Source organism: Paenibacillus terrae (assembly GCF_000943545.1).
GTDB lineage: Bacteria > Bacillota > Bacilli > Paenibacillales > Paenibacillaceae > Paenibacillus > Paenibacillus terrae_A.
Window position 1 is genome coordinate 1 of record NZ_JTHP01000018.1, and the last position, 26,840, is coordinate 26,840.

At 45.2% G+C, this 26,840-nt stretch carries 31 protein-coding genes and 1 pseudogene; 18 read left to right on the forward strand and 14 right to left on the reverse strand.

The window, feature by feature from the left end:
- Positions 1 to 66 precede the first annotated feature (66 nt).
- The gene (locus QD47_RS10920) at positions 67 to 336 is read right to left on the reverse strand and encodes a helix-turn-helix domain-containing protein (RefSeq protein WP_044646157.1); all 270 of its coding nucleotides are present in this window, start codon (positions 334 to 336) and stop codon (positions 67 to 69) included.
- A gap of 226 nt (positions 337 to 562) precedes the next feature.
- Here QD47_RS10920 and QD47_RS10925 point away from each other — a divergent pair, with 226 nt between their 5' ends.
- Positions 563 to 922 (forward strand): hypothetical protein, encoded by a 360-nt coding sequence (locus QD47_RS10925; RefSeq protein ID WP_044646158.1) that lies wholly within the window; start codon positions 563 to 565, stop codon positions 920 to 922.
- Positions 923 to 1,245: 323 nt separating this feature from the next.
- On the opposite strand, the gene QD47_RS10930 is transcribed toward QD47_RS10925, so the two are convergent.
- The gene (locus QD47_RS10930; RefSeq protein WP_044646159.1) at positions 1,246 to 2,478 is read right to left on the reverse strand and encodes a PHB depolymerase family esterase; all 1,233 of its coding nucleotides are present in this window, start codon (positions 2,476 to 2,478) and stop codon (positions 1,246 to 1,248) included.
- A 388-nt stretch (positions 2,479 to 2,866) separates the two neighbouring features.
- Between QD47_RS10930 and QD47_RS10935 the strand changes: the two genes are divergently transcribed.
- Positions 2,867 to 4,411 carry a phytoene desaturase family protein gene (locus QD47_RS10935; RefSeq protein WP_044646160.1) on the forward strand — a complete coding sequence of 515 codons (1,545 nt, stop codon included), beginning with the start codon at positions 2,867 to 2,869 and terminating at the stop codon, positions 4,409 to 4,411.
- Entirely contained in the window at positions 4,383 to 4,997 is a 615-nt protein-coding gene (locus QD47_RS10940; RefSeq protein WP_044646161.1) for a TetR/AcrR family transcriptional regulator, read from the forward strand. The genes QD47_RS10935 and QD47_RS10940 overlap by 29 nt, the downstream gene beginning before the upstream one ends.
- Positions 4,998 to 5,015: 18 nt before the next feature.
- Here the strand turns inward: QD47_RS10940 and QD47_RS10945 are convergent, their stop codons facing one another.
- On the reverse strand, positions 5,016 to 6,437 hold the full coding sequence (locus QD47_RS10945) for an SMI1/KNR4 family protein (RefSeq protein ID WP_044646162.1): 1,422 nt from the start codon (positions 6,435 to 6,437) through the stop codon (positions 5,016 to 5,018).
- 213 nt (positions 6,438 to 6,650) lie between these two features.
- Here QD47_RS10945 and QD47_RS10950 point away from each other — a divergent pair, with 213 nt between their 5' ends.
- Positions 6,651 to 8,285 carry a DUF6138 family protein gene (locus QD47_RS10950; RefSeq protein WP_044646163.1) on the forward strand — a complete coding sequence of 545 codons (1,635 nt, stop codon included), beginning with the start codon at positions 6,651 to 6,653 and terminating at the stop codon, positions 8,283 to 8,285.
- On the opposite strand, the gene QD47_RS32500 is transcribed toward QD47_RS10950, so the two are convergent.
- Genes QD47_RS32500 through QD47_RS10975 form a run of 7 tightly spaced genes read right to left on the reverse strand, consistent with a single transcriptional unit; the run spans position 8,275 to position 11,027 of the window.
- Positions 8,275 to 8,670 carry a DUF7716 domain-containing protein gene (locus QD47_RS32500; RefSeq protein ID WP_044646164.1) on the reverse strand — a complete coding sequence of 132 codons (396 nt, stop codon included), beginning with the start codon at positions 8,668 to 8,670 and terminating at the stop codon, positions 8,275 to 8,277. The two genes, QD47_RS10950 and QD47_RS32500, sit on opposite strands and share 11 nt — an antisense overlap.
- A 5-nt stretch (positions 8,671 to 8,675) precedes the next feature.
- Positions 8,676 to 9,236, reverse strand: coding sequence for a hypothetical protein (locus tag QD47_RS10960; protein ID WP_044646165.1), 561 nt, complete (start codon positions 9,234 to 9,236; stop codon positions 8,676 to 8,678).
- Positions 9,237 to 9,267: 31 nt separating this feature from the next.
- Positions 9,268 to 9,897, reverse strand: coding sequence for a hypothetical protein (locus QD47_RS10965; protein ID WP_044646166.1), 630 nt, complete (start codon positions 9,895 to 9,897; stop codon positions 9,268 to 9,270).
- 29 nt (positions 9,898 to 9,926) lie between these two features.
- Positions 9,927 to 10,091, reverse strand: coding sequence for a hypothetical protein (locus tag QD47_RS33120; protein WP_235332245.1), 165 nt, complete (start codon positions 10,089 to 10,091; stop codon positions 9,927 to 9,929).
- 27 nt (positions 10,092 to 10,118) lie between these two features.
- Entirely contained in the window at positions 10,119 to 10,256 is a 138-nt protein-coding gene (locus QD47_RS33125; RefSeq protein ID WP_235332246.1) for a hypothetical protein, read from the reverse strand.
- Positions 10,244 to 10,390 (reverse strand): hypothetical protein, encoded by a 147-nt coding sequence (locus tag QD47_RS32505; RefSeq protein WP_200893418.1) that lies wholly within the window; start codon positions 10,388 to 10,390, stop codon positions 10,244 to 10,246. The genes QD47_RS33125 and QD47_RS32505 overlap by 13 nt, the downstream gene beginning before the upstream one ends.
- Positions 10,383 to 11,027, reverse strand: a complete 645-nt coding sequence (locus tag QD47_RS10975; protein ID WP_044646167.1) for an immunity 50 family protein — start codon at positions 11,025 to 11,027, stop codon at positions 10,383 to 10,385. The genes QD47_RS32505 and QD47_RS10975 overlap by 8 nt, the downstream gene beginning before the upstream one ends.
- A 427-nt stretch (positions 11,028 to 11,454) precedes the next feature.
- On the opposite strand from QD47_RS10975, the gene QD47_RS10980 reads away from it, so the two are divergent.
- The 7 genes from QD47_RS10980 to QD47_RS11015 all read left to right on the forward strand — a co-directional run bounded on the left by QD47_RS10980 (position 11,455) and on the right by QD47_RS11015 (position 19,977).
- Positions 11,455 to 13,158 (forward strand): DEAD/DEAH box helicase, encoded by a 1,704-nt coding sequence (locus tag QD47_RS10980; RefSeq protein ID WP_044646168.1) that lies wholly within the window; start codon positions 11,455 to 11,457, stop codon positions 13,156 to 13,158.
- A 274-nt stretch (positions 13,159 to 13,432) separates the two neighbouring features.
- Positions 13,433 to 14,401: a cation diffusion facilitator family transporter gene (locus QD47_RS10985; protein WP_044646169.1), complete on the forward strand. Its 969-nt coding sequence runs from the start codon at positions 13,433 to 13,435 to the stop codon at positions 14,399 to 14,401.
- A gap of 114 nt (positions 14,402 to 14,515) precedes the next feature.
- Positions 14,516 to 15,538 carry an LCP family protein gene (locus QD47_RS10990; protein ID WP_044646170.1) on the forward strand — a complete coding sequence of 341 codons (1,023 nt, stop codon included), beginning with the start codon at positions 14,516 to 14,518 and terminating at the stop codon, positions 15,536 to 15,538.
- Positions 15,539 to 15,690: 152 nt separating this feature from the next.
- Positions 15,691 to 16,854 (forward strand): AI-2E family transporter, encoded by a 1,164-nt coding sequence (locus QD47_RS10995; RefSeq protein WP_044646171.1) that lies wholly within the window; start codon positions 15,691 to 15,693, stop codon positions 16,852 to 16,854.
- Between the two features lie 128 nt (positions 16,855 to 16,982).
- The gene (locus tag QD47_RS11000; protein ID WP_044646172.1) at positions 16,983 to 18,002 is read left to right on the forward strand and encodes an LLM class flavin-dependent oxidoreductase; all 1,020 of its coding nucleotides are present in this window, start codon (positions 16,983 to 16,985) and stop codon (positions 18,000 to 18,002) included.
- Between the two features lie 703 nt (positions 18,003 to 18,705).
- The gene (locus QD47_RS33130; RefSeq protein ID WP_235332247.1) at positions 18,706 to 18,903 is read left to right on the forward strand and encodes a hypothetical protein; all 198 of its coding nucleotides are present in this window, start codon (positions 18,706 to 18,708) and stop codon (positions 18,901 to 18,903) included.
- 699 nt (positions 18,904 to 19,602) lie between these two features.
- Complete coding sequence (locus QD47_RS11015; RefSeq protein WP_044646173.1) at positions 19,603 to 19,977, forward strand: reverse transcriptase family protein; 375 nt, start codon at positions 19,603 to 19,605, stop codon at positions 19,975 to 19,977.
- Here QD47_RS11015 and QD47_RS30045 read toward each other — a convergent pair.
- The 4 genes from QD47_RS30045 to QD47_RS34125 form a co-directional block, all read right to left on the reverse strand.
- A complete protein-coding gene (locus QD47_RS30045) occupies positions 19,974 to 20,204 on the reverse strand; it encodes a hypothetical protein (RefSeq protein ID WP_052646761.1) in 231 nt (76 codons plus the stop codon). The genes QD47_RS11015 and QD47_RS30045 overlap by 4 nt on opposite strands.
- On the reverse strand, positions 20,201 to 20,890 hold the full coding sequence (locus QD47_RS11020) for a transposase (protein ID WP_152643791.1): 690 nt from the start codon (positions 20,888 to 20,890) through the stop codon (positions 20,201 to 20,203). The genes QD47_RS30045 and QD47_RS11020 overlap by 4 nt, the downstream gene beginning before the upstream one ends.
- 473 nt (positions 20,891 to 21,363) lie before the next feature.
- The gene (locus QD47_RS11025) at positions 21,364 to 22,194 is read right to left on the reverse strand and encodes a hypothetical protein (protein ID WP_044646174.1); all 831 of its coding nucleotides are present in this window, start codon (positions 22,192 to 22,194) and stop codon (positions 21,364 to 21,366) included.
- Positions 22,191 to 22,547 carry a DUF4269 domain-containing protein gene (locus tag QD47_RS34125; RefSeq protein ID WP_412177969.1) on the reverse strand — a complete coding sequence of 119 codons (357 nt, stop codon included), beginning with the start codon at positions 22,545 to 22,547 and terminating at the stop codon, positions 22,191 to 22,193. The genes QD47_RS11025 and QD47_RS34125 overlap by 4 nt, the downstream gene beginning before the upstream one ends.
- A 207-nt stretch (positions 22,548 to 22,754) precedes the next feature.
- Here QD47_RS34125 and QD47_RS32140 point away from each other — a divergent pair, with 207 nt between their 5' ends.
- The 7 genes and pseudogenes from QD47_RS32140 (at position 22,755) to QD47_RS11060 (ending at position 26,826) form a co-directional block, all read left to right on the forward strand.
- Complete coding sequence (locus QD47_RS32140; RefSeq protein WP_161797171.1) at positions 22,755 to 22,904, forward strand: hypothetical protein; 150 nt, start codon at positions 22,755 to 22,757, stop codon at positions 22,902 to 22,904.
- The gene (locus QD47_RS34130) at positions 22,885 to 23,169 is read left to right on the forward strand and encodes an AIR synthase related protein (RefSeq protein ID WP_412177970.1); all 285 of its coding nucleotides are present in this window, start codon (positions 22,885 to 22,887) and stop codon (positions 23,167 to 23,169) included. Before QD47_RS32140 ends, QD47_RS34130 begins: the two co-directional genes overlap by 20 nt.
- Before the next feature lie 696 nt (positions 23,170 to 23,865).
- A pseudogene (locus QD47_RS34135) lies at positions 23,866 to 24,009 on the forward strand (hypothetical protein); the annotation flags it as partial.
- Positions 24,006 to 24,209 carry a hypothetical protein gene (locus QD47_RS11045; RefSeq protein ID WP_044646177.1) on the forward strand — a complete coding sequence of 68 codons (204 nt, stop codon included), beginning with the start codon at positions 24,006 to 24,008 and terminating at the stop codon, positions 24,207 to 24,209. The pseudogene QD47_RS34135 and the gene QD47_RS11045, both read left to right, overlap by 4 nt.
- A 100-nt stretch (positions 24,210 to 24,309) precedes the next feature.
- Positions 24,310 to 25,203, forward strand: a complete 894-nt coding sequence (locus QD47_RS11050) for a hypothetical protein (RefSeq protein WP_044646178.1) — start codon at positions 24,310 to 24,312, stop codon at positions 25,201 to 25,203.
- Positions 25,204 to 25,224: 21 nt separating this feature from the next.
- Positions 25,225 to 26,025: an ABC transporter permease gene (locus QD47_RS11055; RefSeq protein WP_044646179.1), complete on the forward strand. Its 801-nt coding sequence runs from the start codon at positions 25,225 to 25,227 to the stop codon at positions 26,023 to 26,025.
- An 18-nt stretch (positions 26,026 to 26,043) separates the two neighbouring features.
- Entirely contained in the window at positions 26,044 to 26,826 is a 783-nt protein-coding gene (locus tag QD47_RS11060; protein WP_044646180.1) for an ABC transporter permease, read from the forward strand.
- The last annotated feature ends 14 nt before the right edge of the window (positions 26,827 to 26,840 follow it).

The following is a 26,840-nucleotide window of genomic DNA, read 5'->3' on the forward strand; positions in this document are numbered from 1 at the left end:
TATTGGGACAGTGCCTTTTTGTTTTTTTTATATTTGTTTATTTTGACATTAATATCACAGGCAGAATCAATGATTGTCCATTTCATCCTCAGGAATGTACTCAACAATATCAGCAAGAGTAATAGTCCGTGTAAATCTCCGTTGGCGGGCAAATTTGTTCAGAGCATCAAGTATGTGGACGAGTGTTTCCAGTTCAAGTCTTTTGGTTTTTCCATTTACCATATCAATGACGGTAGCAGGACGTATTTTCGCTTCTACGGCCAGTCTGTTACGTGTAATATCAAGTTCTTCCAAGATGTCACCAAGTTTAAAATGGTACCTATTTTTAACATCCATAATTTGAATTCTCCTCTTGTGTATCTAAAGTATGGATTTGATCGCGTTATAATAAAATAATCACGAAAATCATTGAAGTTTTACTACAGAAGTATTATTATAAAAGTACATTAAATGTACTTCAGAAGTTTTACTATTGTTTTTAAGAATATCTTTTTTAATGAATTGTTAATAGGTCTGCCCTAATGGTAATACTCTAATTTCATAAAGAGGGAGCTAAATTCTAATGAACAAAAGTAATTTTGAAAAAGTAAGTCTCATTCTTGGTCCCTGCGATCTTCCGCATATGTATGAGCTTTTTGAGGGCTATCTGATCAAGGACCGTTACGTCATCATGATCGACAATAGCGTGCTTACCCTTCGACATGTAAAAAAGGAAAGACATCATTCCCATCTATATGTTGACGGCGATACAGGTGGCATCACTCTTGCAAGGCATGTACAACGTGAAGACATAGATGTGATTACTGAGTTGGTCGAACGATTGCGCAACATGGATGCATTAAGTTTTCTTACAGATGAACTGTTATGGAATACATGTCGGGAAGATATAGACTTTGATTTAGTTCGGAACAAAGGACTATGAAAAAATGGCGAACGTAAATTCGGATTCGAATTTTTGTTCCGACGTTACTTAACTATAATGTAACACAGAAGCGTAAAAGGGTGAAACAAACTCTTCCGTTACTCAAGGTACATATTTACTCTACAAATAGTCTTTAGGCACAGACTCCCAATAAGAGCCTAAATGAATAGAATAGTGATTTACACATGGCTAAAACAGATGTGGTACCTGCACTCCTGATGGTGGTACACAGGAAGGCAGGTACTTTTTTTAGATAGCAAAACAGCGCCAGACGGGTATCGAACCGCCTGGCGCTTTATTTTTAGAGGTATACAAACATCATTTTATTTCTTTTGTGCAAACAGCCACTCAATCATATCCTGATTTTGCAAAGCGGGAACCCATGAGAAGTGTCCTACAGGTTTGATAATTCCAGCTTCATATTCAGTAAAATGAATGAGATTTCCGTTTTGTGCTTGAATGGCAGCTACCATTTCTTGCGAGTTTTTAGGGCTTACCGAGGTGTCGTCTACGGCATGGAAGGCCCAAATAGGTACGTTTTTCAATACTTCGACGTGTTTAGGATCAACAGGAGCATACATGTTAACGGCTTTCTCATAGTTGGTCAAACCGGCAATCGGCACACCTGCGGCGAACAAATCAAGATTTTTCTCCAACAATCTCCACGTTCCCATAGCTCCTTGAGAAATACCAACGATATAGATTCGGTTAGTGTCGATCGGATATTTTAACGCCGTTTCACGTACCAGATCGGCTACAGCGCTGTTGCGCGGCTCATCCGCCCAAATGAATTTATGTTCCAGGTCAATCGGGCTTTGTGGAGCGATTACGAAGGAAGGGTGTTTGGCTTGCTGCTCAGGAGAAGCCCAAGTAACGGCACCAGCATTCGCCAGCAGGTTCACTCCGTTTCCGTCACCACGTTCGCCGTTTCCATGCAGAAACACAACCAGCGGGTAGGTTTTGCCAGACTCTACTTTAGGCTCAAACGTAAAGTAGTTCAGTTTGAAGCCGTCTTTATTTTCAAAGGTGTTTTTTTGGAAATCGTCCACGATAGGTGTAACTTTATCGGTTGCTTTTACAGTCTGTGCAGTGGCTGGAATGACTGCTTTCTTTTGAGTTGCGAAGTCTTTCTTTTGACTAATGTAATAATTCAACGTGTTGATGCGGTTGACGCCACTCGTTGCATCGTAAGTAAGGGTACTTGCATTTTTATCCTGTGTATCCAGTTCGATCACGACATACTTGCCATGAGTACTGCGGTTGGTGATGATTCCAGAATCGTTGGTATACACACCAGTCACGGTTCTGTCTGTGTATACATCATTAAGTACAGATTGAACCTGAAAGCTGGAAGTGGACAAGGATGCCCCGTCAATATTGGTGCTGTATTTCAGTACAACGGCAGAAACGACTTCACCCAAAGGCTGTACCTGAGTAAGCAGGGTAGCCTGTGGTGCTGGTACATCGGATGCTGCGGCAGAGCTGGAGGACGGAAAAACGATCGTGAGCAGGAACACGAAAGATAGTAGAACAAGGGCGAAATGTCTTCTTTGCATGAAATTGATCTCCTTTGGTGTCATTTTTTTAAGCGCTTACAAATGCTTGGGATGGTTGACTGTATAATGCTGCATCGATATAAAATCAAAAAAAGGCAAACTCCGGGTACACAAATGTACTCGGGTTTTGCCTTTTCAGTAACAATCCCACTTGCAGGATAGCATCTTCATTGGAATTTGACAAGTGAAAGCGCTACAATTTTGGATGTTTTTTGTATTATCTCAACTTTTGCAGCTGTAATAAGAGCTAAATCTCTTATGTTTTGATGGTTAGCCCCGACAGATAACCCCAAAAACCGGGGCTTCCCAAACGTAATGTTGTGGGTTATAATCCCTTTAACTTAACAGTGTTAATTTAAATAACAATGTTAACAAAGGAGATGAAATCATGAACAAGTATGATGTTATCGTCATCGGCGCAGGTCTGGGCGGTTTGTCCTGTGCAGCAAGACTCTCCGCGCTCGGTTACCGGACGGCTGTTTTTGAAAGTCATACCCTGGCGGGCGGCTTTGCAACTGAATTCAAAAGAAAGGGTTATACTTTTGACGTATCCCTGCATGGCGTCGGCGGACTCGAAGAAGGCAGCTTCGCTCAGTTGCTGAAAGATTGCAAAGTGGACGGACAGGTCGTGCCTCTCCGCAAAAAACACCCGTATTCCATTCGTTGGGAAGGGCAGATCGTTGATATCCCGTCCGATGTGCAGGAATATGTGCAGCTCCTCAAAAACATGTTCCCTGCTGAGCAGGCAGCCATCGACAGCCTGTTTGCAGGTATTCACCGTTTTGAGGAAGGCTTCTCCGCCTTCTCTTCCTCTTCCCTCACTTCCTGGCGCAAGGCGGCTGGCCTGCTCAAAGCAGGAATCTTCTTCCGCTGGACGCAAATGACCACTTGGGAGGCTGTAAGTCAGTTTGGGCTGTCTGAGAAATTCACGGAATTTTTCACCGCGCTCTGGCCCTATTATGGATTGCCCCCGAAGCGGCTTGCCGCCTTGTATTTTTTCATTCCCTGGATCGGCTATCATCTGGAGGGAACGTATTACATTCAGGGAGGCGCACAGGCTTTATCCAATGCACTGGTTGCCGCCATTGAGTCAGCCGGCGGAGAGGTTCACCTGCGCAGTCAGGTGTCGGAGATTGTGCTCAAAGGCGGCAAAGCAGTTGGTGTACGCCTGAAAAAAGGGGACGTATATGAAGCCAAATGGATTGTGTCCGGTATCAGTCCCCATCATACCTATGGCCGTCTGCTGTCGAACCATGATGCTGCCCGCCGTGAGCTGGAAGCCGTCAGCATGCTGGAGACCGGCACATCTCTCACCCAATTGTATCTTGGGTTATCTTGCGAGCCGCGTGAGCTAGGCATCACCGAAGAAGACTTAATCCTGCGTAACGAGCCGGATTCGGAGACAGATTATGAAGTCATGATGAGCGGTCAGTATACCAAAGGCAACTGGATGCTCACCAATTATAACGCCATGGACCCCACACTTAATGAACCGGGTAAAGGCGTTATTGCAGTTACATTTTTGGACAGGTTTGAGAACTGGCCTGCCACACATCCCGAATATAAAGCCAAAAAAGAAGCCGTAATACGGCAGATACTGGAGCTCCTTGAACAGCTGTATCCGGGTTTTGGCAGTAAAGTGGTGGTAGCCGAGTTGGGCACACCGCGTACGATGCAGCGTTATACTGCCAATCCTGATGGGGCCGTCTATGGCTACGCGCAAACTGTCCGGCAGTCCGGTATTAAAAGGCTGAAGCGCAAAACAGCGGTGAACCGTCTGTCATTGGTTGGGGCCTGGACACAACCCGGGGGCGGGTTTCAAGGGGCTATGAACTCAGGTATAATGGAAGCTGATCGTATCTCCGCCAAATTGGGGCAGGCAGAAAGGGCAAGTACATCTACTCATGAAACATATCAAACGCCGAGAACGTGAAAGCAGTGAGATCCGCCGGAAAATAATCGAGGCCGCCCGCTCGCTTTTCCTGAACCAAGGGTATGCCGAAGTTTCTATGCGCAAAATTGCGGATCAGATCGAATATTCGCCAACGACCATTTATCATTATTTTGCCAATAAGGAAGCGATTGTCCGTGAACTGCTGATTGAAGGAAATTCCATGTTTTTGCAGACTCTTCAGCAGCGTGCGGAAGAAGCACAGGCAGCAGGATTGAATGCCCTGGATGTGCTGAAAACAGTGTCCGACGCTTATGTTCGTTTTGGAACGGCTAACCCGGAATATTACAACATCCTGTTTATCAGCAACCTGGAATCTGTAAGTTTAATCAGCCTTATTGACAGTGGACGCTTTAAAGGCTTTGAACTGCTTGAATCCGGACTAAAAGCTGCTATGAATGATGGCAGCATAACTCAAGGGGATGAGCGCCTGATCGCTACATCCGTATGGAGCATGCTGCACGGATTGACTTCCCTACTCCTGAATTTTGATTTCCCTACGGCAAAATCGAATGACGAATTAATTTCATTCACTATAGATACCTTTTTTCGGGGGGTAAGCCGATGACGCAGCGGCTCCAAAAGGTTAACAAAGCTCCAAATCAGAAAGTTGCTCCAGCACTGCTTCAATACGGCGTTTATCTTTTTTGAGCATAACAAGCTGCAAAGAAGCATGAAGCAGAGCTGAGATGTTAGCCCAAGCGTCTGTTTCCAGAGTGGGGAGAAGATTTCGGTGGATCATGATATCCAGTGCTTCGGTTGTGATTTTCTGATGAAGCTCGCTGTCGGATAGCCATTCAAGCAACTGTTTAGTTGTAGGACGGGAGTGTGCGAAAAGCGTTGCCCAGCCATCCACCGGATGATTCACCTTATCCCGCATCCAGTCAATGACCTGTGGTGAATGAAAATGCTGTAGCTGCCCGTTAGCGGCATACCCTTCTAATTTACCATTCCCCGCCGAATGCCGTAGCAGGTTATTGCAAACGTATGCTAATCCTTCATGCTCGGGCAGGCAGCGGGCGGTCAGGTAGGCACGGGTGGATACAAATGTACCTACAGCAATAGAGCCGCTATTTGGAACCGAGGAAGAAGTCCACGCTTGCACAGCGCCCGGCTGCCATAAGGAGCGGACCCAATCGGCAGCTCCGTCGCCAGCGGTTTCTCCTATAAAGACGGCTAATGTAGCGAATTGTGCAGGGTTATGCTGAATGCGCTGCTCCCAGGCAAGAAAAGTATCCTTCGGATCATAGGGCTGAAAAGCCTGTAATATGGCAGGATTGTCTACACCATGCATCGTGGTGTATCTAATCAAAGCTTCAAGCGAATGGGCATCCTCCAGCTTCACATTGCAGAACGTATCCAGCCACCGTACCCACATTTGTAGTGGGGGACTTTTGAGCTGAATGCCATGCTCGTCAATCACTGTCGTCCAATCCCATACCCATAGGCCGTGCAACGTGAGGATGGTGTCTATATAGGCGAGCAGATTGTCCGCAAGCAAGGTGAATCGATCCTGTTCGTGATCATAGCAGAACACCGCAGGCTCGGTAGTGGATGTCGCCAAATCGAGTAACACTGGATCGCCCGCACCGTTATAGTTAAAAATCAGATACCGATGTTCGTCCATTGCCGCTGGTGAGTCTGCATTTTCCCCATAGGATGTGAAATAGCTAATATACTCATGATTCCAGCCAAACTCACCCGTGATATCATCGAGTATGTTCAGTTCGTAATCAGAGGCGAAGCTATGTTCACCTGTACGTCTCGATGCATTAGTTACAATGCAGTGTTGGGGGAGCGACCATAACAGATATAGGCTGCCACATCGTTGTATCAATTCTGACAGGGAGGCAGGCAAAGTCATCTGTAGCCGTTCCTCCAGAGCAGTTATCTCCACTGTGGAGATGCCCTCCGTCCACTTGTATTCCACGTCAGGCATTCCGCTTTGTCTCAGACGTTCTGCGATATCTCCCAGTCTATCAAGGGTTTGCTCAAAATATGCCGTCATTTTCATTCATCCTCCTTTTACTTTAAAATCAGACAATGCTGCTTCTGCAAGAATAATAGAATCTGATCACGAAGCTCCGTTGCTTTCTGTTCATTGAGTCCAAAAGTAAATGAGGGATATGCTATAATCAGGAAATAAAATAGTTATAGATTAGTCTATCTTAATTGCGTAGGAACTACAATTTGTAAGGGGATGAAGGAGGAACACATCATAATGGCATCAGGGGTACAAGCATACATAGATCCGATTTTCGAGGCAATTGATAAGGTATACGCTTCTGAGCAAAAACGAATCGCCGAATTCCAGACAAAAAGTGTCCTTCACGAAGGAATTCATGAATACTTGAACGTCATGTGTAATAAGAACGGGCTACGGGTAGATATCTATGAGCTATTTGATTGGGACAGTCGTAAACCGGATACGAAGATTCCTAATTTTACGGAGGGTGTAACGCTACAGCAGGTGCAGGACGAATGGATGCCTGTGATCAGGGAACGGATAGAGACGCTGTTTAAGTCTGAAAAATTTAGTTCCATGTTCTTTCGTTATCGGCTGGAATTTCATCTGGAAGTGGTCTTGGAGAAGAAATCCAGCCATTTTACATTTTCACTTCTAAACGAAGATAAACGACAGCATTTGTTAGCCTCTATCCAACAGTTTGTGGAACAGAAGCTCAACCCCTCCAGTAAAGCTGTGCCGAAGGAAAAGGACGATTTTTTCTTTGTGAGGCATTTGCTCGATCCTCATTTGTACCCTATAGATGCCGAACGGGTAGGTGACCTTCTGGATCGAATGGATGCAAAAGTGAAGGTGAGCCGAAATCGTGAGGAAGCATGGAGACATCAGCTTAATGGTGACTTGAAGCGTTGGGCCGAAGATGAATTTTTGGCGAGGTATGCGGATCGTGAAAAAAGCTACGGGTTGGATTATACGGTGAAGCCTGATATTCGTCCTTCAGATATTCCTGCACCAGCCATGGAGATGTTCCTGCTCACCGCGATGCGAGTGGGTTCGACCGATGCCGATGCACGGCAGAAATATTTGGAGATCGCTTCACAGCTAGGCTCGGAGCAGGCCGCCCAGTGGCTCAAGAGCGGATCAGGTAGCATTCCAGCGCTATATACAAGCGAGCGTGTCACCTGTAAAGCGAATGATATTTTGCAAACGCTGGAGGTTCATATTCGTTCGGAGGAAGAAGAGAGCTACAGGGAAGCGCTCGTATATGTATGCGATATTTTACAGAAAGGCTTTACCAAGGAATATCGTCTGAAGCTCAAGAGCAAGGTGAAAAATATCCTGCCTGTGCCCAAGCTGGCTAAATCCACGTTGCATCGTTTTTTTGCCAATGCACTGGAATATCCCGCTCTCTACCCGCTACTGGCTGAATATGCAGATATCGTGATGGAAGAGTTCAAGTGGTACAACGATGTGGAGCCGGGAGAAAAATCGGCGATGCCGGGCACCTATGCGGTGATGGGACTGGGCCTGAAAGGAACGGACTATTTTCCATTGGTGATTCGCTATATGAAGCTGGTGGACACGGAGCATCAGTCGGTACAGGACGGCTACGCGGCTGTTTTTGCCGAAGCGCATGGACTGACCCGAGACACGATTCCAGTTTGGACGACGATTCTTCTGGCAGGCAACCAAAGTGCCAAGCCGTTGAAGTCGTCTGGAATCGAAAGCGTAGAGCAGGCACAGGTGCTGGTCGAGGAACTTGAGAAGCTGGAAGAATACGACAAAGAGCTGCTCGTTTACCGAATTTGGGGCGGCGAGAAGAAGCTGAAAAGCAGTCTGAAACAGGCTGATCCTGTGGTAAAAGCACTGCTGGCGTCTCTTATTCCATAAAAGCATCGTATTCGTGGTAATACTGAAGTCCCTGTGCGATGCGGTGGATGTCCGGCTCGTTGCCGCTGCGGCGTAGCACTTCAATGACATCCTGCACGGTCGCTATCTCCAGCCATGCCTGTGCGTGGTGATCGGGAAGGGAAGCAGGAATACTCTCATCGCGGTGATTGGTGACGGTGAGACCTGCATCCTCCAGCTCCCATAGCTCTTCCTCCGGGATGATATATAATAGGTGGTATTGACAGGATTGCTCTGAAAACGTTCCAGATTGGTGTACCCATTCATTCATACCCGTTTGGCTAACGTCTTGGACTAACGCTTCGAGATTATCAAAGGCTTGTATGCTCAGGCTCAGAGATTCCTCCTTGAAGCGTTTCTGTTCCATCCTCGTCAGGCCAGCTCTTCCTGAATGATTTCTGTTTTCAGACCTTTGGCGCTTGTAATCGTAATACTAATCGCATCAAAGCCGTTCCGTTTCGCCTCTTCAAAATCGCATAGCTTGCCGTTGATCAGCTCAAGCTGCCCATCCTCATCCACATCGTCTGAAAATTCATCATCCCAATCGACATTGTAATAAGCGGTCACGCTCACCTCAAACGTATCCTCACCGTCTTCATCTAAATAGGGTAAAAGAGGAGTGCGGTTGTTCTGCTGTTCCTCCGTATATACTTCGCATAGCAGTGCGTCGTAACCGTGTCGGGTTCCGTCAAATATCACGATCTGTTCGCCCGTGACCGTATCCTCCGCAATCATGAGCTGAGGTGCAAATTCAGTCACGGCGATCAGCTCGTCCATCCACTCTCCATAATAAAAAAAATGAAATTTCGTATGTCCGGCCTGTGAACGGAGCTTTCCTGTCCATTCCTGCTCGATCCATGCGTCCGGGTTCTCGGGTACAGCCCATCCCTCCAAATAAGCAGGTCCCAATCGATATTGTTGTGTTTCTGTCATAAGTAGCCCCTTCCTTTCTCACGGTTATTTTTCATATCATGAATAGAGTAACGATTTTATTGTCCTCGTCCACGTCTACTTTTACGGTAATTCCCAGCTTGTCCTTGAACAGTCTACTGATATTGATGTAGTTATCTTTCACAAGACTGCTTGATCCACCAGAGCTGCGAGTCATACCTGTTGTGATAATGGAGCGAACATATGTCTTGTCAAGCCTGGCTTCGGGGTTATAAGTATAGATGACTTGTTCCTGCTGGTTATAATAATGCTGTAACTGACTGTAATCGTTGGCGTTCTTATATTTCTTCTCTTGTCGAACGTAATCGGGATGATCCAGGGTGTAGTGAATCCTTCCGTCCAGAAAAGGATTTTCTTTGGAGGGCTTGAGTTCATATTGTCCGTAGGCTAACTGAAACAAGTATTCTAAGCCTGCGCCTTCCGCCTGATAGTAGAGCTGACGGTCGTCGCCTTTTTTGTCTATAGCGGTAAAGCTGCTGATTACAGGCCAGGCATCATACTTTTCACCCTCCAAGTCCACGGCAACCTTGTACTGTACAAGTACCTTTTCATTTTGAAATAACCCGAAGCTGCACATGATGAAATAGGCGGGAACACATATTACCCCGATGATAAGTATGAATATAAATATTTTGACTCGCATGAGTAGGTTGATTCTCCTTTGGTTGTCGATTATCTTGACAGTTCCCGCTTGGCAGACACGCCGAATTCCTCATGTTGCAGCAATTGCTTCAGGGCATGTTGTGCGAAAGGCAGGTGCTTATGTGAGCACAGCAGCGCAAAGGCTGCTTCCTTGACTAATATGTATGCATCACTGTGGATCAGCTTCAGGGCCAATCAGAGTTCTGCTTCCGAGCAGGACATTCATGCCAAAGTTTGCAAAGCGGCTATTTGCACATCATCATCTTCGTCAGGCGTGACCAGCAGCTCGCAAATTCCCTGTACAACAGTCGACTGCTGGTTGCCATCCGTGTACAGTCCGATGACCTTCAGCACCTCCATACGAATAAGCTCATCCCCGGACGACTGCTGCGCCAACTGCAACAGAAAAATCCGTTCGTCATTTTGGGATGATCCAGATCATCATGTGTAAAAGAATGACAGCGCAGCAGTTCCCGAGCCTCCTGTTTATTCATTCAACTCTGCAATCTCCGCACGGATGCCTCTGCACAGGAAGCTGCCTGACAGTCCGGTTAATGCATCAATATCAATGACCATGTCCGCTTCTTCATAACGGAAATCAAGCTGTAAAATGATATTTTCCGTTTCCATAGCGGTCAACTCATGTTCCTTTGTCTCTAAAAAAGTAAAGGACACCGCGTAACGGGGTACATTTTCCGTTGAAAACGTGGAAAGCGAAGGCTGTTCAGCCGAAGGAGTCAGATCGGGTGATTTGGGTATCAGTACGGTAGGGGGTGATAGTTCAATCGTCAATGATATCTGGTCCTTTGTGATATCAGCTGCTGTAATTTGGTCATAATGAAAGGGAGGGAAATATCCGAGCTTTTCCACGATTTTATCTGCTCCTTGAATGGAGACTGTTGGTGAGAAAGCCAGTTCAAGTCCGATGGAGCCTGCCAACTGGCTCTCATATTGCGGATTGATACGTAAAAGAGCCTGTTCCGTCCCTACCTCCACAATCGTGCCGATAAAATACTGCTTGCCATGAATCAGAACAATATCATGCGGAACGAACGGCAGTGCGCCCCCGGCTTTGTAATGAATGAGATAATCGTTTTCTTTTTTTTCAACGTTTTGAATCTGAATATGCATAAGTTTCAACCTCCTGATATTTAGTATAATGGATTTTTCAAGGTTGTGGTAAAGAAAAACAAGTCCATGATTGGAAAACATAATTCATGTCCGGGGTATCTCGTTCAAGCATTTCTTCTATCATAATATATGACATGGCAACTAAATTCATCTTTTGCATCCGTTCATTAAAATGGTTTGGAAACCCGTTCAACTTCGCGTATACTAGGAAAGTCATATATGGAACGGCCTGAGCCGCATTGCGGCCGTATGTTTTGGTTACATGAACAGAATCAACGATAACGGATAAGCTCCCTTCCTGAAAAGGGTTGAATGAGAACCGATACAAAAATGGGAATTCTGAACTATGGAACGATGAATGTCATATGGCACATGAACCTATTTTACGTGACACATATTGAATACGGATAAGGGAAGTGAATACCACTTGAAGAATTTTGCAGCATTAGGCGTAGAGCAACATTGGGTAGACGCCTTGAAAGAGCAGGGAATTACAGCACCAACACCTGTACAGCAGGAGTCCATTCCGCTGTTGATGGAAGGTCAGGACGTTATTGCCGAGGCGCATACGGGAACAGGTAAAACGCTTGCGTTTTTACTGCCGATTTTGCAAAAAATGAATCTGGACAAGCGCCATCCGCAGGCGCTCGTGATTGCTCCAACGCGTGAGCTGGCGCTCCAGATTACACAGGAAGCGAACTTATTGGCGGCTACGGAGCCAAGCTTGTCGTTGCTGGCTGTTTACGGAGGACAGGATGTAGAGCGTCAGCTTCGCAAGCTGAAGGGCGGCGCACAGTTGATTATCGGTACACCCGGACGATTGCTGGATCACCTGAGACGCGGCACACTGGATCTGAGCGGTGTTAAAATGCTGGTGCTGGATGAAGCCGACCAAATGCTGCACATGGGCTTTCTGAACGATGTAGAGACGATTCTTCAGGAAGTTCCGTACCGGAGACAGACCATGCTGTTCTCCGCTACAATGCCAGCAGGTATCCGCAAACTGGCTCGTGTATATATGAACGAGCCTGTGGATGTAAAAGTGAAGTCTGCTTCTTCCGTTCCGGTGAGCCAAATCCGTCAGGTCGTTGTACAGACGACGGATCGGGGCAAGCAGCAAGCATTAGTGGATATGCTGAATGCGGATCGTCCGTATCTGGCTGTTATTTTCTGCCGTACGAAGCGCCGCGCTGCTGCGTTAAATGAGCAGTTGCAAGAAATGGGCTTCGAGAGCGGCGAGCTTCACGGGGATTTGTCCCAGAACAAGCGTGAGCAAGTGATGAAGGCGTTCCGTGAAGCGAAGCTTCAATTGCTTGTAGCGACCGATGTAGCCGCACGCGGCCTGGATGTGGAAGGCGTAACGCATGTCTTCAACTATGACATGCCGCAGGATGCCGAAAGCTACATTCACCGCATCGGGCGTACCGGCCGTGCCGGAGGCAAAGGTGTGGCGGTAACGCTCGCCACGCCACGGGATGTTCCAGAGCTTCGGAACATCCAGAAGGTTGCTGGTGTCACATTCACCAGCAGCGAGGGCGGCGGGCAGCGTAGACCTGCTGCCGGTACAGCTGAGCGGCAGGATGGAGAACGCCGCTCAGGCAGAAACGACCGCCGTTCCTTCGGCGGCAACGGTTCCGGCGGCGGACGCCGGGGCAGCGGCCGTGAACAGGCGGGCCGTCGTGACGGCGCAGGCCGTGGCCGCACCGAGCGGGAGCAGCCGCGCGAAGAGCGCGCTGCATCCGCAGGCGGTGAACGTCGCTCCAGCCGCAGTAGCAGCGAACGCGGCGGGTATGACCGCAGCAGCGGTGGTTCCACACGCGGAGGCCAAGGCCGTTCCGCAGGGCAAAGCAGCGAACGCAGCGGATATGACCGCAGCAGCGGTGGTTCCGCGCGCGGGGGCCAAGGCCGTTCCGCAGGGCAAAGCAGCGAACGCAGCGGATATGACCGCAGCAGCGGCGGCTCCGCTCGCGGAGGCCAAGGTCGATCCGCAGGGCAAAGCAGCGAACGCAGCGGGTATGACCGCAGCAGCGGCGGCTCCGCTCGCGGAGGCCAAGGTGGTCGCAGTGGACAGGCCAAAGGCGGCCCGCGCGGGGCTCAAGGACAGGGAGGCCGTCGCGGACGGTCCAGATAAAGCAAGAGCGTTCTCATAGAACGCTCAACTATGGTTATGATAATAGCCCCGGAGAGGCTCATCTTCCGGGGCTATTGTAATCTCCACCCATACCACCAATGCGGCAGCATCATAGGATGACATAAGCAGCATTACTGCGCTGAGCAACTAAAGAAAACCAGCAGCTCAGCTGCCTTGAGCAACTGAAGAAAAACCAGCAGCATAGCTGCCTTAAAAACAACTATTAACTTGGCGATAACAGTTGTTTTTAAGATAGATACGGAGGTTATACATCATGCAGGAACAGGATATGGGCAAACGCGCTATGGTGTCAGCGTGGATCAGCCTGATCAGCAACATCCTATTAACCGGCATTAAGATCATTACAGGCGTCATGTTCAGCAGCAAGGTGCTGGTTGCTGACGGTGTGCATAACGCCGGGGACGTAATCGCTTCGGCAACGGCGCTGGGGGCGATGCGTATATCGAGTCTGCCGCCGGATGAGGATCATCCATATGGTCACGGCAAGGCAGAGGTTATTGGAGCCAGCGTGGTGGCGGTCATTTTGTTCGCAGCCGGCATATTTATCGGCTACCATTCCATTATCGCGTTGTTTGAACCGATGCCGAAGGAACATATACTGGCATTGGTGGCGGCGATCATCTCCCTGCTCTGGAAGCAATGGCTGTATATATATACGATCCGTATCGGAAGGGCAGCCAATAGCCAGGGCCTCATTGCTACGGCCAAAGATCATCTGGCGGACGTGTACGCCTCCGCTGCTGCTGTACTGGGTATCGGTTTGGGCTTGATCGGGGAGCACTGGAGCATTCATATTTTATCCTACGGTGACCCGATTGCCGGGTTTGTGGTCGCATTGCTGGTTCTGAGGCTGGCGTGGGAAATGGGCCGTGAATCCATAGATGTACTGATGGAAAAGGCGATTGCAACCGAGGAAATCGAAAGCTATGCCGAAGCAGCCCTAAGTGTAGCCGAGGTTCAGCGAATTGACCGCATCCGTGCCCGTGAGCACGGTCATTACATTATTGTGGATATCCGCGCTTCTGTGGATGCCTCCCTGACGATTCAGCAGGGACATGATATTATCCGGCTGATCAAAGGGGCTGTGATGAAGCAGGAGCCGAGGGTTTACGAGGTGCTTGTGCATCTTAATCCATGGTACGCGGACACTCCTGACAATGCTAACCTGGCGCCGCAAGAACATAAGAATAACAGCGTGACAGACAAGGAAAACTACCATTAGTCACAGGTCAATCGTGTACGCTGAACAGACGACGCAAATTGACAGATAACTTGCAGGGAGGGTATGCTTTTATAAGCTGAAAGATGTTGAATAAAAGCGAGGTTACTCGAAAATATGCGAAAAATATTAAAATGGCTGGGCATTTCTGTGACTGCGGCAGTTCTTTTGGTGGGCGGATATTATGCTTACTCTATATATCATTTTACAAATCAAATTTCGGTCGCTACCGGTCAGGATTCGAAATTTAAGCCGCAAGCACAAAGCCAGTCCCCAACGAATGTACAACCTGTAGAAGTGTCTCTTCCCCCGGAGTGGGATGGAAAAGAGAGAGTGAATATTTTGCTGCTGGGCGGCGATTCACGCGGGGAGGATTCAGGACGCTCTGACTCTGTTATGGTTGCTTCAGTTGATCCGGTCACGAAGAAGGCTACGCTTATGTCGATCCTGCGTGATACGTACGTCGATATTCCGGGCCATGGGCAAAGTCGATTGAATGCCGCATTTTCTTACGGCGGGCCTGATCTGACCAGACAAACGGTGAGCGACCTGCTCGGCATACCGATCCAATACTATGTATACACAGATTTTAACGGCTTTATTGCGCTGGTGGATTCTGTGGGCGGTATTGATCTGGATGTCGAAAAGGATATGTACTACACTTCCAAAGCAGACAAGCACCAGTTTGATATTGATTTGAAAAAGGGAATGCAGCATATGGACGGTAAAACGGCCTTGCAATATGTACGTTTTCGTCATGATGCCACTTCCGATTTTACGCGTACGGAGCGGCAACGCAAATTTATTACCGAGCTGGGTGGCAAAATCCAGTCGACCTCGTCTCTGATTAAGCTGCCAAGTATTTTAAACAGCATTTCTCCTTATATTGAAACGAACCTGAGCACAACGGAAATGCTGCAACTGGCTTCATTAGGCTTTAATATCGACGCCAAAACGATCGCGAAACAGCAAATTCCACCGAATGAGCTGGTGCGAGAGACAACGGTTAAGGGGGCACAGGTGTTGGGTGTGGACCAGAGAAAGCTCGAGAGCTTTGTACAAAATATGTTTGAGCAAGAAAACAAACCTGTGACCACAACGACGGATTCCGCTGCAACCAAGACAAATGATACTCCATAACATTCCAAAGCAAGCAAAGTCTGTATGCCGTCGTACAACTTTGTTTGCTTTTGTGTTATTCGGGTATAATCTTGTATATTTTGATCTAAAATTATATCTTAGCAATATGAAGGATCATTAACTCATTTGCTTAAAGAGAAGGGGAATGTCATGTGGAAACAACTCCGGCATGGAAAGACCGATTCAAAAAGTTTTTTCTGAACAACAAGTTTGTGTTATTCCTGCTGGTACTGCTGCTCATCGGTTTAAATGTATTGGTGCTCACCAAAATTTCGTACATATTTACCCCTGTCATTGTGCTGCTAAAAACGATCATTCTCCCTGTCATTTTGTCCGGTGTTTTGTACTATCTGTTCAATCCGCTGGTTGATGCACTGGAACGCAAAAAGGTCAAACGGATATACTCCATTATTGTGCTGTATTTGCTCATCATAGGGGTTATTACCGTCGTGATTACATCGGTAGTGCCTGTGATCCAAGATCAGATTCAGGGTTTGATTGAAAATGTGCCTGCATATAGCGAGCAAGTACAACAACAGTTTGAGAAATTAATTGGCAGTGACTTTGTGAACCAGTTCCAGAACACGATTCAAATCAATCCCTCAGAGCTGGCCTCCAAGGCTTCTGAAAAGTTATCTGCCTTCATTAATAATGTCTGGGCAAGTTTGGGAAGTTTTTTGGGTGTAGTCACAGAAACGGTGCTTGCGATCGCTACGGTTCCATTTATTCTGTTCTACCTGCTGAAGGATGGACGCAAGCTGCCACAGTCGGTGCTAAAGATGTTCCCGCCTATGTTTCGTAAAGAGACTGATCGCATTATGACCGAAATGAATCATCAGGTCAGCTCGTATATCCGGGGGCAGATTATTGTCAGCTTCTGTATCGGGGTGCTGTTGTATATCGGCTACTTGATCATCGGGCTGGACTATTCTCTGACGCTTGCCGTCATTGCGTCCTTTACGAGCGTTGTTCCTTATTTGGGCCCTGTGATTGCCATTACGCCTGCATTAATTGTAGCTTTGGTAACATCTCCGGTTATGCTGCTCAAAATGGTCATTGTATGGACAGTCGTACAGCTCATTGAGGGTAAATTTATTTCTCCGCAAATTATGGGCAAGTCTCTCCGGGTGCATCCGATCACGATTATCTTTGTCATTCTGACGGCGGGCAATCTGTTTGGAGTGATAGGGATTATACTGGCGGTTCCGGGCTATGCTGTATTGAAGGTTATCGTCACACATCTGTTTAGTTTCTTTAAAAAGCGTTCACATCTTTATGAAGCGGATAAAGTGAAGGCGAGCCTCAACGAAAAATAAACATTTCCAATTCCGGTGTAAAATCAATTTTCCAGTGTAAACCAAATTGACCCCTCTTGGGTAACTGTGGCTTCGCGTGCTATAATTAATGCCTATTCTTATTCCCAAACAGAAAGGTCAGACTTTATATGATAAAACTCAGCATTCTTGACCAATCTCCGGTATCGGAAGGCATGACGCATGCGCAAGCATTACAAAAGACCGCTGAGCTTGCTATAGAGGCGGAGCGCTTGGGGTATCATCGCTTTTGGGTATCAGAGCATCATTCTGCCGCAAATCTTGCAGGGTCCAGCCCGGAGGTACTAATTTCACATCTGGCCGCCCGTACCTCAACAATTCGAGTGGGGTCGGGTGGTGTGATGCTGCCTCATTACAGCGCTTATAAAGTAGCGGAAAACTTCCGCGTGCTGGAGGGATTGTATCCGGGACGCATTGATTTGGGTTTGGGACGAGCGCCCGGAGGGATGCCGATTGCTACCAGAGCCCTGCAAGAAGGCAAAATGCGGGGTGGCATTGATCTGTACCCTGAGAAGTTGGATGACCTGCTAGCTTATTTGCATGACAGCACAGGCAACGAGCATCGCTTCGGTTCGCTACAGGCGATGCCGCTTGTAGAAACTGTACCGGAAATGTGGCTGCTTGGCTCCAGCGGTGATAGCGCAGGTCTGGCCGCCGAACGCGGCGTGGGTTTTGCATTTGCGCAGTTCATCAACGGCGAAGGCGGCACAGGAGCGATGAAGGAGTATCAGGAGCATTTTAAGCCTTCGCAGCATAGTGACCGTCCACGTTCGCTTGTCGCTGTATTTGCTATCTGTGCGGATACCGAAGAGGAAGCCAACCGATTGGCTTCCAGTATGGACCTGTCTCTGGTGTTACTGGAGCAGGGAATGCGCTCCGCTGGCACACCTTCCGTAGAAAAGGCACTGGCGTATCCGTATACGCCGTTTGACCGGATGCGGATTCGTGAGAATCGCAAACGTATGGTGGTCGGTTCGCCCGAACAGGTGAAACGTCAGATTGAGCAATTAAGTAAGGACTATAATGCACAGGAGATCATGGTTGCGAGCATTATTCACGACTTTGATGCCAAAATGAAATCTATACGTCTCATGGCTGAAGCATTTGGACTGTCTTCTGTACGGGTTTGATGCAGGTTTTCTAGAAACTGAGAAGTTCCTTAAAGTAACGATATTCTGTCTCGATATTCCAGCGCATGTGATAATACCTTTGAATCGTAACGAGATCCAGAGACAGATCCGTGCACAGGAGACAACCAGAGGTATACCATTTACCCATGTCCTGTGATTTGTATGGATGAGAAACCGTTCCAAACTACTGGATGACGCACGAAAACCGATCCCGATGAAGCCCGCCGAGCCAATGCACGAAGACTCGGAATACGTACACCATGGAACCTGTGGTATCTTTATCTTCACCGAACCACTTGCAGGCTGGCGGCACGTCAGTGTTCGTCCTCGTCGCACAAAAATGGTGTGGGTGGAGCAAGTTCGGAAATTGTTAGACGTTCATTACCTGAGTACACCCAAAATCCGTTTGGTGATAGGCAAATTGAATACCGACTCAATAGCCTCGTTATATGAAGCTTTTGAATCCGAAACGGCTTTGCGTCTAGACAAACGGCTGGAAATAATCCATTACACCCCCAAACATGGCAGTATCCCACTTCAATGAACCCGCAGGTTATGAGCATTGGTTGCGCAAAAATCCAGTGGAGCGACGTGTTGGCCGGATCGCTCATCTGAAGCGGGGAATGATGGCGCGCTACATCTATTATCATTACCAGCTGCAGGAGGAACATGCTTTTTTGGGAATAAGTATGAGAATATCGCGATGCACGAGAATTTGCTGTTCGGCTATCAGGAATTTCACGCTGTCATTGAGGTGACTGTGATTCCGGGTCGTCTCGGCACAAAAGGTCCCCCTGTCCCTTGGGAGAATTCACGAATGGACTTGCACTTCCAGCCATGGGACGACGGGTATCTGTACTTTAAGCCGATCGAGCCTATTTACGCCTATTCCATCTCTTAACTTCATACATATGTCTGTAATCAATCGGAAGAGGTCCTGCAGGACCTCCTTTTGTGCGCTTGGCAGCGCATCGTGCTAACGGGTGAAGGTCCCCCGGTACACCGCGAGATGGCGGAAGTACATAGCTGACTCATAGTGCTCTGTCCGTGAGGAAGGGTGCTGAGGATGAGAAGGCAAAACCCGGAACAGGCGGCAAAACCAAGTTGGCCGGCAGAGTAGGACAACCTTGCAAAAGAAAGGAACGTCCCATACCATCCGTAACTCTTGTAGGTTAAGAGGACTGGATTCGGGGGAAAGTGCGATGACGTGACCCAAGGAGATCTTATCCTCTCCGCGAAGCGGTAACTTTCGTTGATCGTGAGGTCAAGAACGAAACGACGGAGGGTAAGAAGTCAGACGTAGGTAGGGATAGTAGTGAAGAAGCTTGCCGGAAAGGCCGCAAAGGCAAGTGAATTGGCGCAGAGTCGCCGATGCAGGCGCCGACTTGAAAAGGCAGTGACCTGGTGCGAAGCCCGAAACCGTGAAAGAGAAGTGCTGAAAAAAACTGCCATGTACCAGGCAGAAGCCGGGGAGCCACGAAGCGCGTAGAACCGGGGTCGAACATAATGGTAGACCGTCTGGGGTGAAGGACCAACCATGCACTCGGAATACTGCCCACAGGGCTAATCCGCTGGGTGTTAGAAGGGAAGTAGATAAAGCATGGAGGAAAAGACGAAAACCGTCAGGCATTTCCGTGAAGGAGAAGGTGGCAAGAAGCGCAGATGGTATAGCCTCATCGACAAGATTTGGGCAGTACCAAACTTGGAGGAAGCCTTTCGAGAGGTGAAACGCAATAAGGGAGCTGCAGGCGTAGACAAAGTGACCCTAAAGGCATACGAGTCTGAGTTGGAGAGCCATGTACAAGCCCTTCAGCACGCGCTGCGAAGCAAGACGTACCGGCCAAAGCCGGTAAAGAGAGTCTACATCCCGAAGGCGGACGGCACGTTAAGACCTCTAGGCATTCCTACCGTAGAAGACCGTGTCGTGCAAGCGGCAGTCAAACGTATCCTGGAACCCCAAATGCGGCTTAATTAAGAGTTCGGTGCTTTCATCGACAACGTCGATGTTTCAAGGTAATTAAAATAGCCTGTATCGGCCACAATTGTGGTTTTTTGATCATGAAAAACTTGCGTTGTTTTCTGCACCATGTTGGACAGCTGCCCTTGATCGTTGACCGTATCGCAGTCCACGATTAGTTTATACTTGCTGTCCACCGCAGTTTGAACATTGAAACAAACTTCATGCTTCCCGTTATTTTTCATTGATTTAGCATCCGAATCGGTAACGCAAAGCTGATTTTCACCCGTATCCTTAAGTTCTTTTTAATTACCTGCAACGCATGCATTCGCTTTTGATAATCCTCTAACTTCTCTGTGATTTCCTGCTTTTTTTGGCGATTGTTCTCCGTTAAAAAATCACGCAAGTATTCATCGATTTTTTGATCGATGTACTCTAGCTTCTTACTGATAACATTAGCATTAAAGTGTTGTTTTTTAGAGCAGTCCGCCTTTAATTTTGTACCGTCTATCGCGACAAGTTGACCATCGATCAATCCGAAACCTTTTAACATTAAGGTGAACTCTTTAAACAGCTTTTTTATAGCTATTTGGTTATTCTTCATGAAAGCAGATAATGTGCCATGGTCCGGCTGGAGCTTGCCAATTAGCCACATCAGTTCAATGTTTCTTTTCGTTTCGGTTTCCATCTTGCGAGAGGAACGGATGCCGTTCATATAGAAATAAAGATAGAGCTTGAGAAGATCCTCCCGGCGATAGGGTTTTTGCCCGGCTTTGGTACTCTGATACATCTGAAACCCCAATTCTTCCAGGGCCAAACTATCGACGTAGGCATCAATGACTCGGACAGAATTTTCTTCTTCTACAAAGTCGTCCAACGTATTTGGCAGTAAATAAATTTGATATCTATCTTCACCTTCGATATAAGGCATACACGCTCATCTCCTTATATAGAAATTCGACAAAGGACATCCATTTTCATGCCAAAAAACGAGATTTTAATAATTGTTAGCCAGTCTGACGTACGGTTTGATGAGAAGGGGCTGGCAGTCCCAGCCCTTTACTCTACCCTTGTCCTGAAGATGTGGGCTATTTGACGCTTACGATGTAAGTAGTAACCATAAAGCAAAGCAAGAAGCGGCACGCATTCACGACGTGAGAACCAAACGATCAACATCGAAAGTCTGCAAGTGAATATGCTTAAAAACAAGCAGTTGACTAAATCCATTGCAGATTAATCATGGAGAGAATTTGTGCGGTCAGCTTTCTTATAAAGCGGAGTGGTATGACCTGAGAACTTCAAATCAATAGGTTTGATAATCAAAGAATCCCCCGATTGTAGCCTTACTAAGTGGCAGGAGTGTTCAACATGAATACTTAATAGTTAGAGACCTAATTAGCGAATTTACAGATAGCACGTTGTTCTGTTCGGTATCTTCGGAATCTGTCTGCTTAATTGAATGAGTTCTTCGCCTTTAATGGGATGAATCCAATAATAATTCGGATTCTTATTGGATTCATTCATATCCATGTAAGTGATATTTTCACCCCATCGTACGGCTTCGTTAAATTTACTTCCGCCAGGATATTCGCCTATTTTGCCTCCACAAGCCATTGCAAGCGTGACAAAAAAAACCTCCTCTAAGGCGTAAGCCTCTGAGTTCCTAATAAGAGGTTCGACGACTGAATGTTCGACATGAGTGAGCATACGCTTGACTATTGCACGAGTGTAAACTTGACCAGGGTTAAAATAACTCTTATAAATATTAGTTTTGAAAATAGGCTTCCATAAATTCCATTCAATTACCATACTTTCGATTGGAACTGAATTTGGATGATCAATAGAATTTTCGAGTCTCCATCCTATGCAATCATTTTCTTTCATAATCTCGTCAAGAAATGTTTCGAAACCATGCTTGATAAAAAGCATATCATGATCAACATTCATTATATAGTCGTAATCTAGTTGCATAGTTTCGATCCAATTCATAATTTCCCAAAAATACGGCGCGATATTTCCGTATTTCAATGGATGACTCTGAGGATAAATTAATACATTCATATTTTTAGCAAAATTAACATTCGTACCTCCATTGTACAAAACAATGCCGGCATTTGGATTAAAATAACGAATGTTATCTATCTGAGCAGTTAATACATCTTCGTCTTGATGCGCTAGCAGTGCAAAAATTAATCGTTTGTTTTTTAGCTCTTGTGGCGATGTATCGAACTTCACATTAACACCTCTCTCATATATGTTGGCACATCAATAATATACTTCCATTTTAACTTCTTTTTGTCAATAACTAAATGTACGTACAAGTAATTGGGTTGATCGTGTTGCGTTACGTAAAGACTTGCGTAATGTGATAACGAATGAATTATGAAATACCTAAAGTGTTTCGAAAAATTTAGAGACAAATATTCGTAAAACTCTTCTTGATCTTCAAAGCAACAAAGGATATCAAGATCACTACCACTTACGTTCAGGTTAAGGGGTAGTGTACCTACTAGGACAGGGGTAAAACGAGAGAGCGTTTCCATAATGCATAATTCTTTTAAAGAATCGTAGGCCCTTTGTTGAATCAATGATCCAGCGGATAAGTAATGGGTATCAAACCAGTTTGATTTACTCTGTACTTTGTGAAAATGCGTTAGTCATATGTTAAGTAAGTAATATAAACATAATTGACTAGTATTGACAAGTCAATAGTCTAGTAACTATAATTCACTCTCAAGATACCCATGAGGCATAAAAACCTTGGGTACACATTCTATAAGGAGTGATTAATTAAAATGCAATTGAAACAATTAGAGGAAAAATCGTTTATCCGAAATGTCTTGGGGAAGTATGCCTCTACAGCCAAAATTGAGAAATTTGATGGCTGTATTATTTTAAACCTTTCTGAATTTACTGGGGATCCGAGTGCACCATACCTTGTCTAACTCGATTGATCATCCCTCATACATTAAAAGAAAGCTAACTCTGGAAGAAAATCTTAAGTTTTATGGAAGATGGGCAGCAGCATGTACATGCGGTGATGTTTTAGCTATGGGAGCTACACCTAAAGGGTTCTCTCTTGACTTATCGGCCCCACTCGAAACAGAGGTAAGTGATATTGAAGCCATAATGGAAGGTGTGCAGCAAACGTTAACCAGTTTGCTCTTGAGCCTGGTTATGATACGCCAATTACACATGGGTGGACAGTAAAAGCTGAACTTTGGCCAGAAGTTCAAGCTATTTAAGATCTGTCTGCATGTGATAAGCAACCTGTCTAGGAATAAAGACAGATTATCCGATGGGGTAAGTCGCCTTTATATCGACGAATTCACCTGAAAATATGCTTAAAGTCATAAATTTTAACAGTATTAATCAAGGAAATATGTTGCATTTTCAAAATTTGTAAATATAATATAAGAAAAGGTTACGGTAATAGGTTAATTAATTAATATTGTTATTAACAATAAACTTGATAAGGAGATGGGATTTCATGAGTTCAGTTCTTAGTAGTTTATGTAACGAAGATAAGCTTCTTATGGCTCTTCGCTATACTGCGTGGTTAATGACACGTTTGATAGGTTAATAGGGCGATTTGACATGGAGCCTCTGCGGGCATGACTGCTCGCGAAAGCCGCGAAGCATAGGGACTTCGCGATGCTAACCAGCTTATCATGCCCGCCCCTCCATATAAAATCGCAGTCTATTTTACCCATGCCGAATAGCGAGGAGGCCTTCTTATTGAGATAGCACATAATATTGACTCTCCCGAAGGAATAAACATACAAAATTACGTCGATATAGACTGGGAATCATTTTTTGATAGAGCACAAATCAGAAGATGTTTCTAGTACCATATAACTATCTTAGAGAGCTATTACCGGTTGGTGTTAGGAAAAATTTGATAACAAAGTAAGTAAGCTAATAGAGGAAGGACAGTTGTACTTAAACGAACTGGATAGGCTAGCTAGATGTGCTGAAGATCAAAAAATACCTGTAGTATTAATGAAAGGAGTTGCTCTTTCAAAATTGTTGTATGATGATATTTATTGAGGGGTATTGGTGATATTGATTTACTTTTAAATAAGCGCTTTATAGGGGAAATGAAAGAAATAATGCTGAATTTGGGATATACAAGAAGTGTTTCAAATGATGAATTTATTCCATCCACAGATAATGACGATATGGGAATTTTCCATGAGTTGGCCTTTATCCTTGAGAACCAGCTCACTTATGCCTCGCTTATCGTCTGATGTTAGGTATATTACCAAAACCACTTCACAAGTGGCGTGCGTGTCATCATTATGAGCTAATTAGATAGTCATAAAATAATTAGAAGGTAGGTAGGTAGGTATGAAGAAACAAATTCTTAGACTATGTTCCGTTTTTTCACCAGATTTAGAGTTATTCCCATTTTTTATAGACCACTACAAAAAAATAGGAGTTGATTCTTTTCATATAATTTTACATCTACCTGAGAATATGCTTCATCTAATCGATGAAAAACTGTTAGTATTTCGAGAGCAAGGCATAACTCCCGAAAAAATATATACAGGAAATTGGAGCGGTGGAATAACAACATCGTTGATAAATGAAACAATAAATAAATATAGTGATGATTGGTTTATTGTTGCTGATTCAGATGAATTTCAAATTTATCCAAATGATATCAAAAAAATAATTAATTCTAAAAATGACAACGTTGATTATATTTCAGGCTGTTTATTAGATAGATTTACACAAGATGGAGATTTACCATTAATAAATTATGATAAATCAATTTGGGAACAATTTCCTATGTGTGGGTTTTTTGCTTTTCCTATTGCCGATTCATGGCCATATAAAATAACCGCATGTAAAGGACACATAACGTTGAGTGAAGGCAGCCATGCAGTTATTGCTGAAGATCATCTAATAACAAATGAAATTATCTGCCAAGTTCATCATTTCAAATGGACAGGCTCGTATATTAATAGAACCCAAAAAAAACTTAAACAAGAATCTAATGGAGAATGGGAGGATGATTTTTACCCTTTTTATGGTGACGAGCTAAGGCGGGCTTTAGACTACTTAAATAAAAATAACAATAAATTTAATATTAATTCTGAATTATTTAGAGTTGAATATTCTCCTGCACCTAAATATGAATGTTATTCGAAATGGAATGAGATAGCACGTTTGTTAGAAAGCTGGGATAAGCAAGATAGAGAAAAATTTAGAGATACTTTACTACAAATCAGCATGTAGAAAAAAAGAGGTGCGTCCTGCGTGAGAAATGCATTTAATTTATACTGCATCACAATTGCTAAAGGTGTTCGTCAGTTTACAACCTATCGCACCAATATTTTTGCGGGGGTAACTTCAGCATTGTTTATGTTGGGGGTGCGTTATGCATTGTGGATGGCTTTATATGAGACAGGAAATGGCGGAGATTCTACATTAATTGAAACTATAACCTATTTTGTGGTAATGGATATTCTTATGGTGTGGACAACATCGACATTTAGCGAATCTATTGGAAAAGATATCCATTCCGGGGATATTTCTCACGCTCTTACAAGGCCATGTTCGTATCATTTTCAACTTTTGATGGGCTTGCATTCAAAGGCAGTTGTAAGTACGATTACAAGTTCCCTTCCTATTTTTATTGCAGCTACCGTGTTAATCGGAATTTTACCCCCCGTATCCGCAGTAACTTTTGGAATTTTTATTTTAGCCGCAATAATGGGGGGAATCATATATATTTTAATTGACCTGATAATCAGCTATTCAGTCTTTTGGCTTATGGGTTTTTGGTATATTCGCTTGTACAAAGGGGCATTGTTTATGTTGTTTGGTGGCACAGTCTTGCCACTATGGTTTTACCCCGATTGGTTAAGAGCCGTGAGCGATGTTTTACCTTTCCAATTCTCCTTATTTATTCCTATGGAAATTTACTTGGGGCGTATACGTGGTGATGGTATAGTTACGCTTCTAGTAATGCAAGTATTTTGGATTGCATTACTGTTTGCCTTAGAGCGATTTGTTTGGAGTAGGGTTCAATATAAAATTGTAGTCCAGGGGGGATAAATTCTGCATACGTTGCGAGTGTTTTTTACAATTATTAAATATGTGTATCGATCAAGTTTTGAATACCTTGGAGCGTTTTTAGGCGGTATTGTTGCACAATGGTTTAGCTATAGTATTTCAATACTAATGTTGTTTTTAATGGTGTGGAATTTTGGTTCATTGGCTGGCTGGGAGTCAACGGAAATCATTTTTATGTATGCCGTATGGTTATTGACATATGCTTTGGGGGCATCTTTCACTACGCATATGTGCAGAGGTTTCCCTAATATGGCTATAAATGGTCAACTCGATGAGGCGTATACTCGCCCAATGTCACCATTTTTTTATGTAATGGCTACCACATATAATGCCGGATTTATTTCGCATATTTCATTATCGATAGGGGTTTTGGTGTATAGCATTGCGCAACTTGGTATCTCTTGGACTGTATTACATTGGCTTTGGTTTGTAATAGTCATTATCAGTGGGGCGGTTATTAATGCTTGTATGATGCTTATATGCGACATGCCTGCGATCCGGACTCGTTCTAAGTCACCTACGAGCATGTTTTATTCGGAAGTGCGGGGTTTTACTCAGTATCCTATTACCATTTATCCGCGTGCTATTGTATTTGTATTTACAACAATACTGCCCTTTGGGTTTACCAGTTACTATCCCATTCAAGTTTTGCTTGGAAAAGAAGATGGTATAATGCCGCAAATAACTATGTGGCTGGCACCAATCGTTGCTGTTTTGTTGGTTGGGATTACTGCTTTGTGTTGGCAGGTTTTAAGTAGCAAGTATGAAAGTGCAGGTACGTGAAACTTAAATTATGT

Excerpts from the sequence above, each read along its gene's own strand:
- QD47_RS10920 (WP_044646157.1), bottom strand. The coding sequence starts at position 336 with ATGGATGTTAAAAATAGGTACCATTTTAAACTTGGTGACATCTTGGAA.
- QD47_RS10925 (WP_044646158.1), top strand. The coding sequence starts at position 563 with ATGAACAAAAGTAATTTTGAAAAAGTAAGTCTCATTCTTGGTCCCTGC.
- QD47_RS10930 (WP_044646159.1), bottom strand. The coding sequence starts at position 2,478 with ATGCAAAGAAGACATTTCGCCCTTGTTCTACTATCTTTCGTGTTCCTG.
- QD47_RS10935 (WP_044646160.1), top strand. The coding sequence starts at position 2,867 with ATGAACAAGTATGATGTTATCGTCATCGGCGCAGGTCTGGGCGGTTTG.
- QD47_RS10940 (WP_044646161.1), top strand. The coding sequence starts at position 4,383 with ATGAAACATATCAAACGCCGAGAACGTGAAAGCAGTGAGATCCGCCGG.
- QD47_RS10945 (WP_044646162.1), bottom strand. The coding sequence starts at position 6,437 with ATGACGGCATATTTTGAGCAAACCCTTGATAGACTGGGAGATATCGCA.
- QD47_RS10950 (WP_044646163.1), top strand. The coding sequence starts at position 6,651 with ATGGCATCAGGGGTACAAGCATACATAGATCCGATTTTCGAGGCAATT.
- QD47_RS32500 (WP_044646164.1), bottom strand. The coding sequence starts at position 8,670 with ATGGAACAGAAACGCTTCAAGGAGGAATCTCTGAGCCTGAGCATACAA.
- QD47_RS10960 (WP_044646165.1), bottom strand. The coding sequence starts at position 9,236 with ATGACAGAAACACAACAATATCGATTGGGACCTGCTTATTTGGAGGGA.
- QD47_RS10965 (WP_044646166.1), bottom strand. The coding sequence starts at position 9,897 with ATGCGAGTCAAAATATTTATATTCATACTTATCATCGGGGTAATATGT.
- QD47_RS33125 (WP_235332246.1), bottom strand. The coding sequence starts at position 10,256 with ATGGAGGTGCTGAAGGTCATCGGACTGTACACGGATGGCAACCAGCAG.
- QD47_RS32505 (WP_200893418.1), bottom strand. The coding sequence starts at position 10,390 with ATGAATAAACAGGAGGCTCGGGAACTGCTGCGCTGTCATTCTTTTACA.
- QD47_RS10975 (WP_044646167.1), bottom strand. The coding sequence starts at position 11,027 with ATGCATATTCAGATTCAAAACGTTGAAAAAAAAGAAAACGATTATCTC.
- QD47_RS10985 (WP_044646169.1), top strand. The coding sequence starts at position 13,433 with ATGCAGGAACAGGATATGGGCAAACGCGCTATGGTGTCAGCGTGGATC.
- QD47_RS10990 (WP_044646170.1), top strand. The coding sequence starts at position 14,516 with ATGCGAAAAATATTAAAATGGCTGGGCATTTCTGTGACTGCGGCAGTT.
- QD47_RS11000 (WP_044646172.1), top strand. The coding sequence starts at position 16,983 with ATGATAAAACTCAGCATTCTTGACCAATCTCCGGTATCGGAAGGCATG.
- QD47_RS33130 (WP_235332247.1), top strand. The coding sequence starts at position 18,706 with ATGCACGAGAATTTGCTGTTCGGCTATCAGGAATTTCACGCTGTCATT.
- QD47_RS11015 (WP_044646173.1), top strand. The coding sequence starts at position 19,603 with ATGGAGGAAAAGACGAAAACCGTCAGGCATTTCCGTGAAGGAGAAGGT.
- QD47_RS30045 (WP_052646761.1), bottom strand. The coding sequence starts at position 20,204 with ATGAAAAATAACGGGAAGCATGAAGTTTGTTTCAATGTTCAAACTGCG.
- QD47_RS11020 (WP_152643791.1), bottom strand. The coding sequence starts at position 20,890 with ATGCCTTATATCGAAGGTGAAGATAGATATCAAATTTATTTACTGCCA.
- QD47_RS32140 (WP_161797171.1), top strand. The coding sequence starts at position 22,755 with ATGCAATTGAAACAATTAGAGGAAAAATCGTTTATCCGAAATGTCTTG.
- QD47_RS11050 (WP_044646178.1), top strand. The coding sequence starts at position 24,310 with ATGAAGAAACAAATTCTTAGACTATGTTCCGTTTTTTCACCAGATTTA.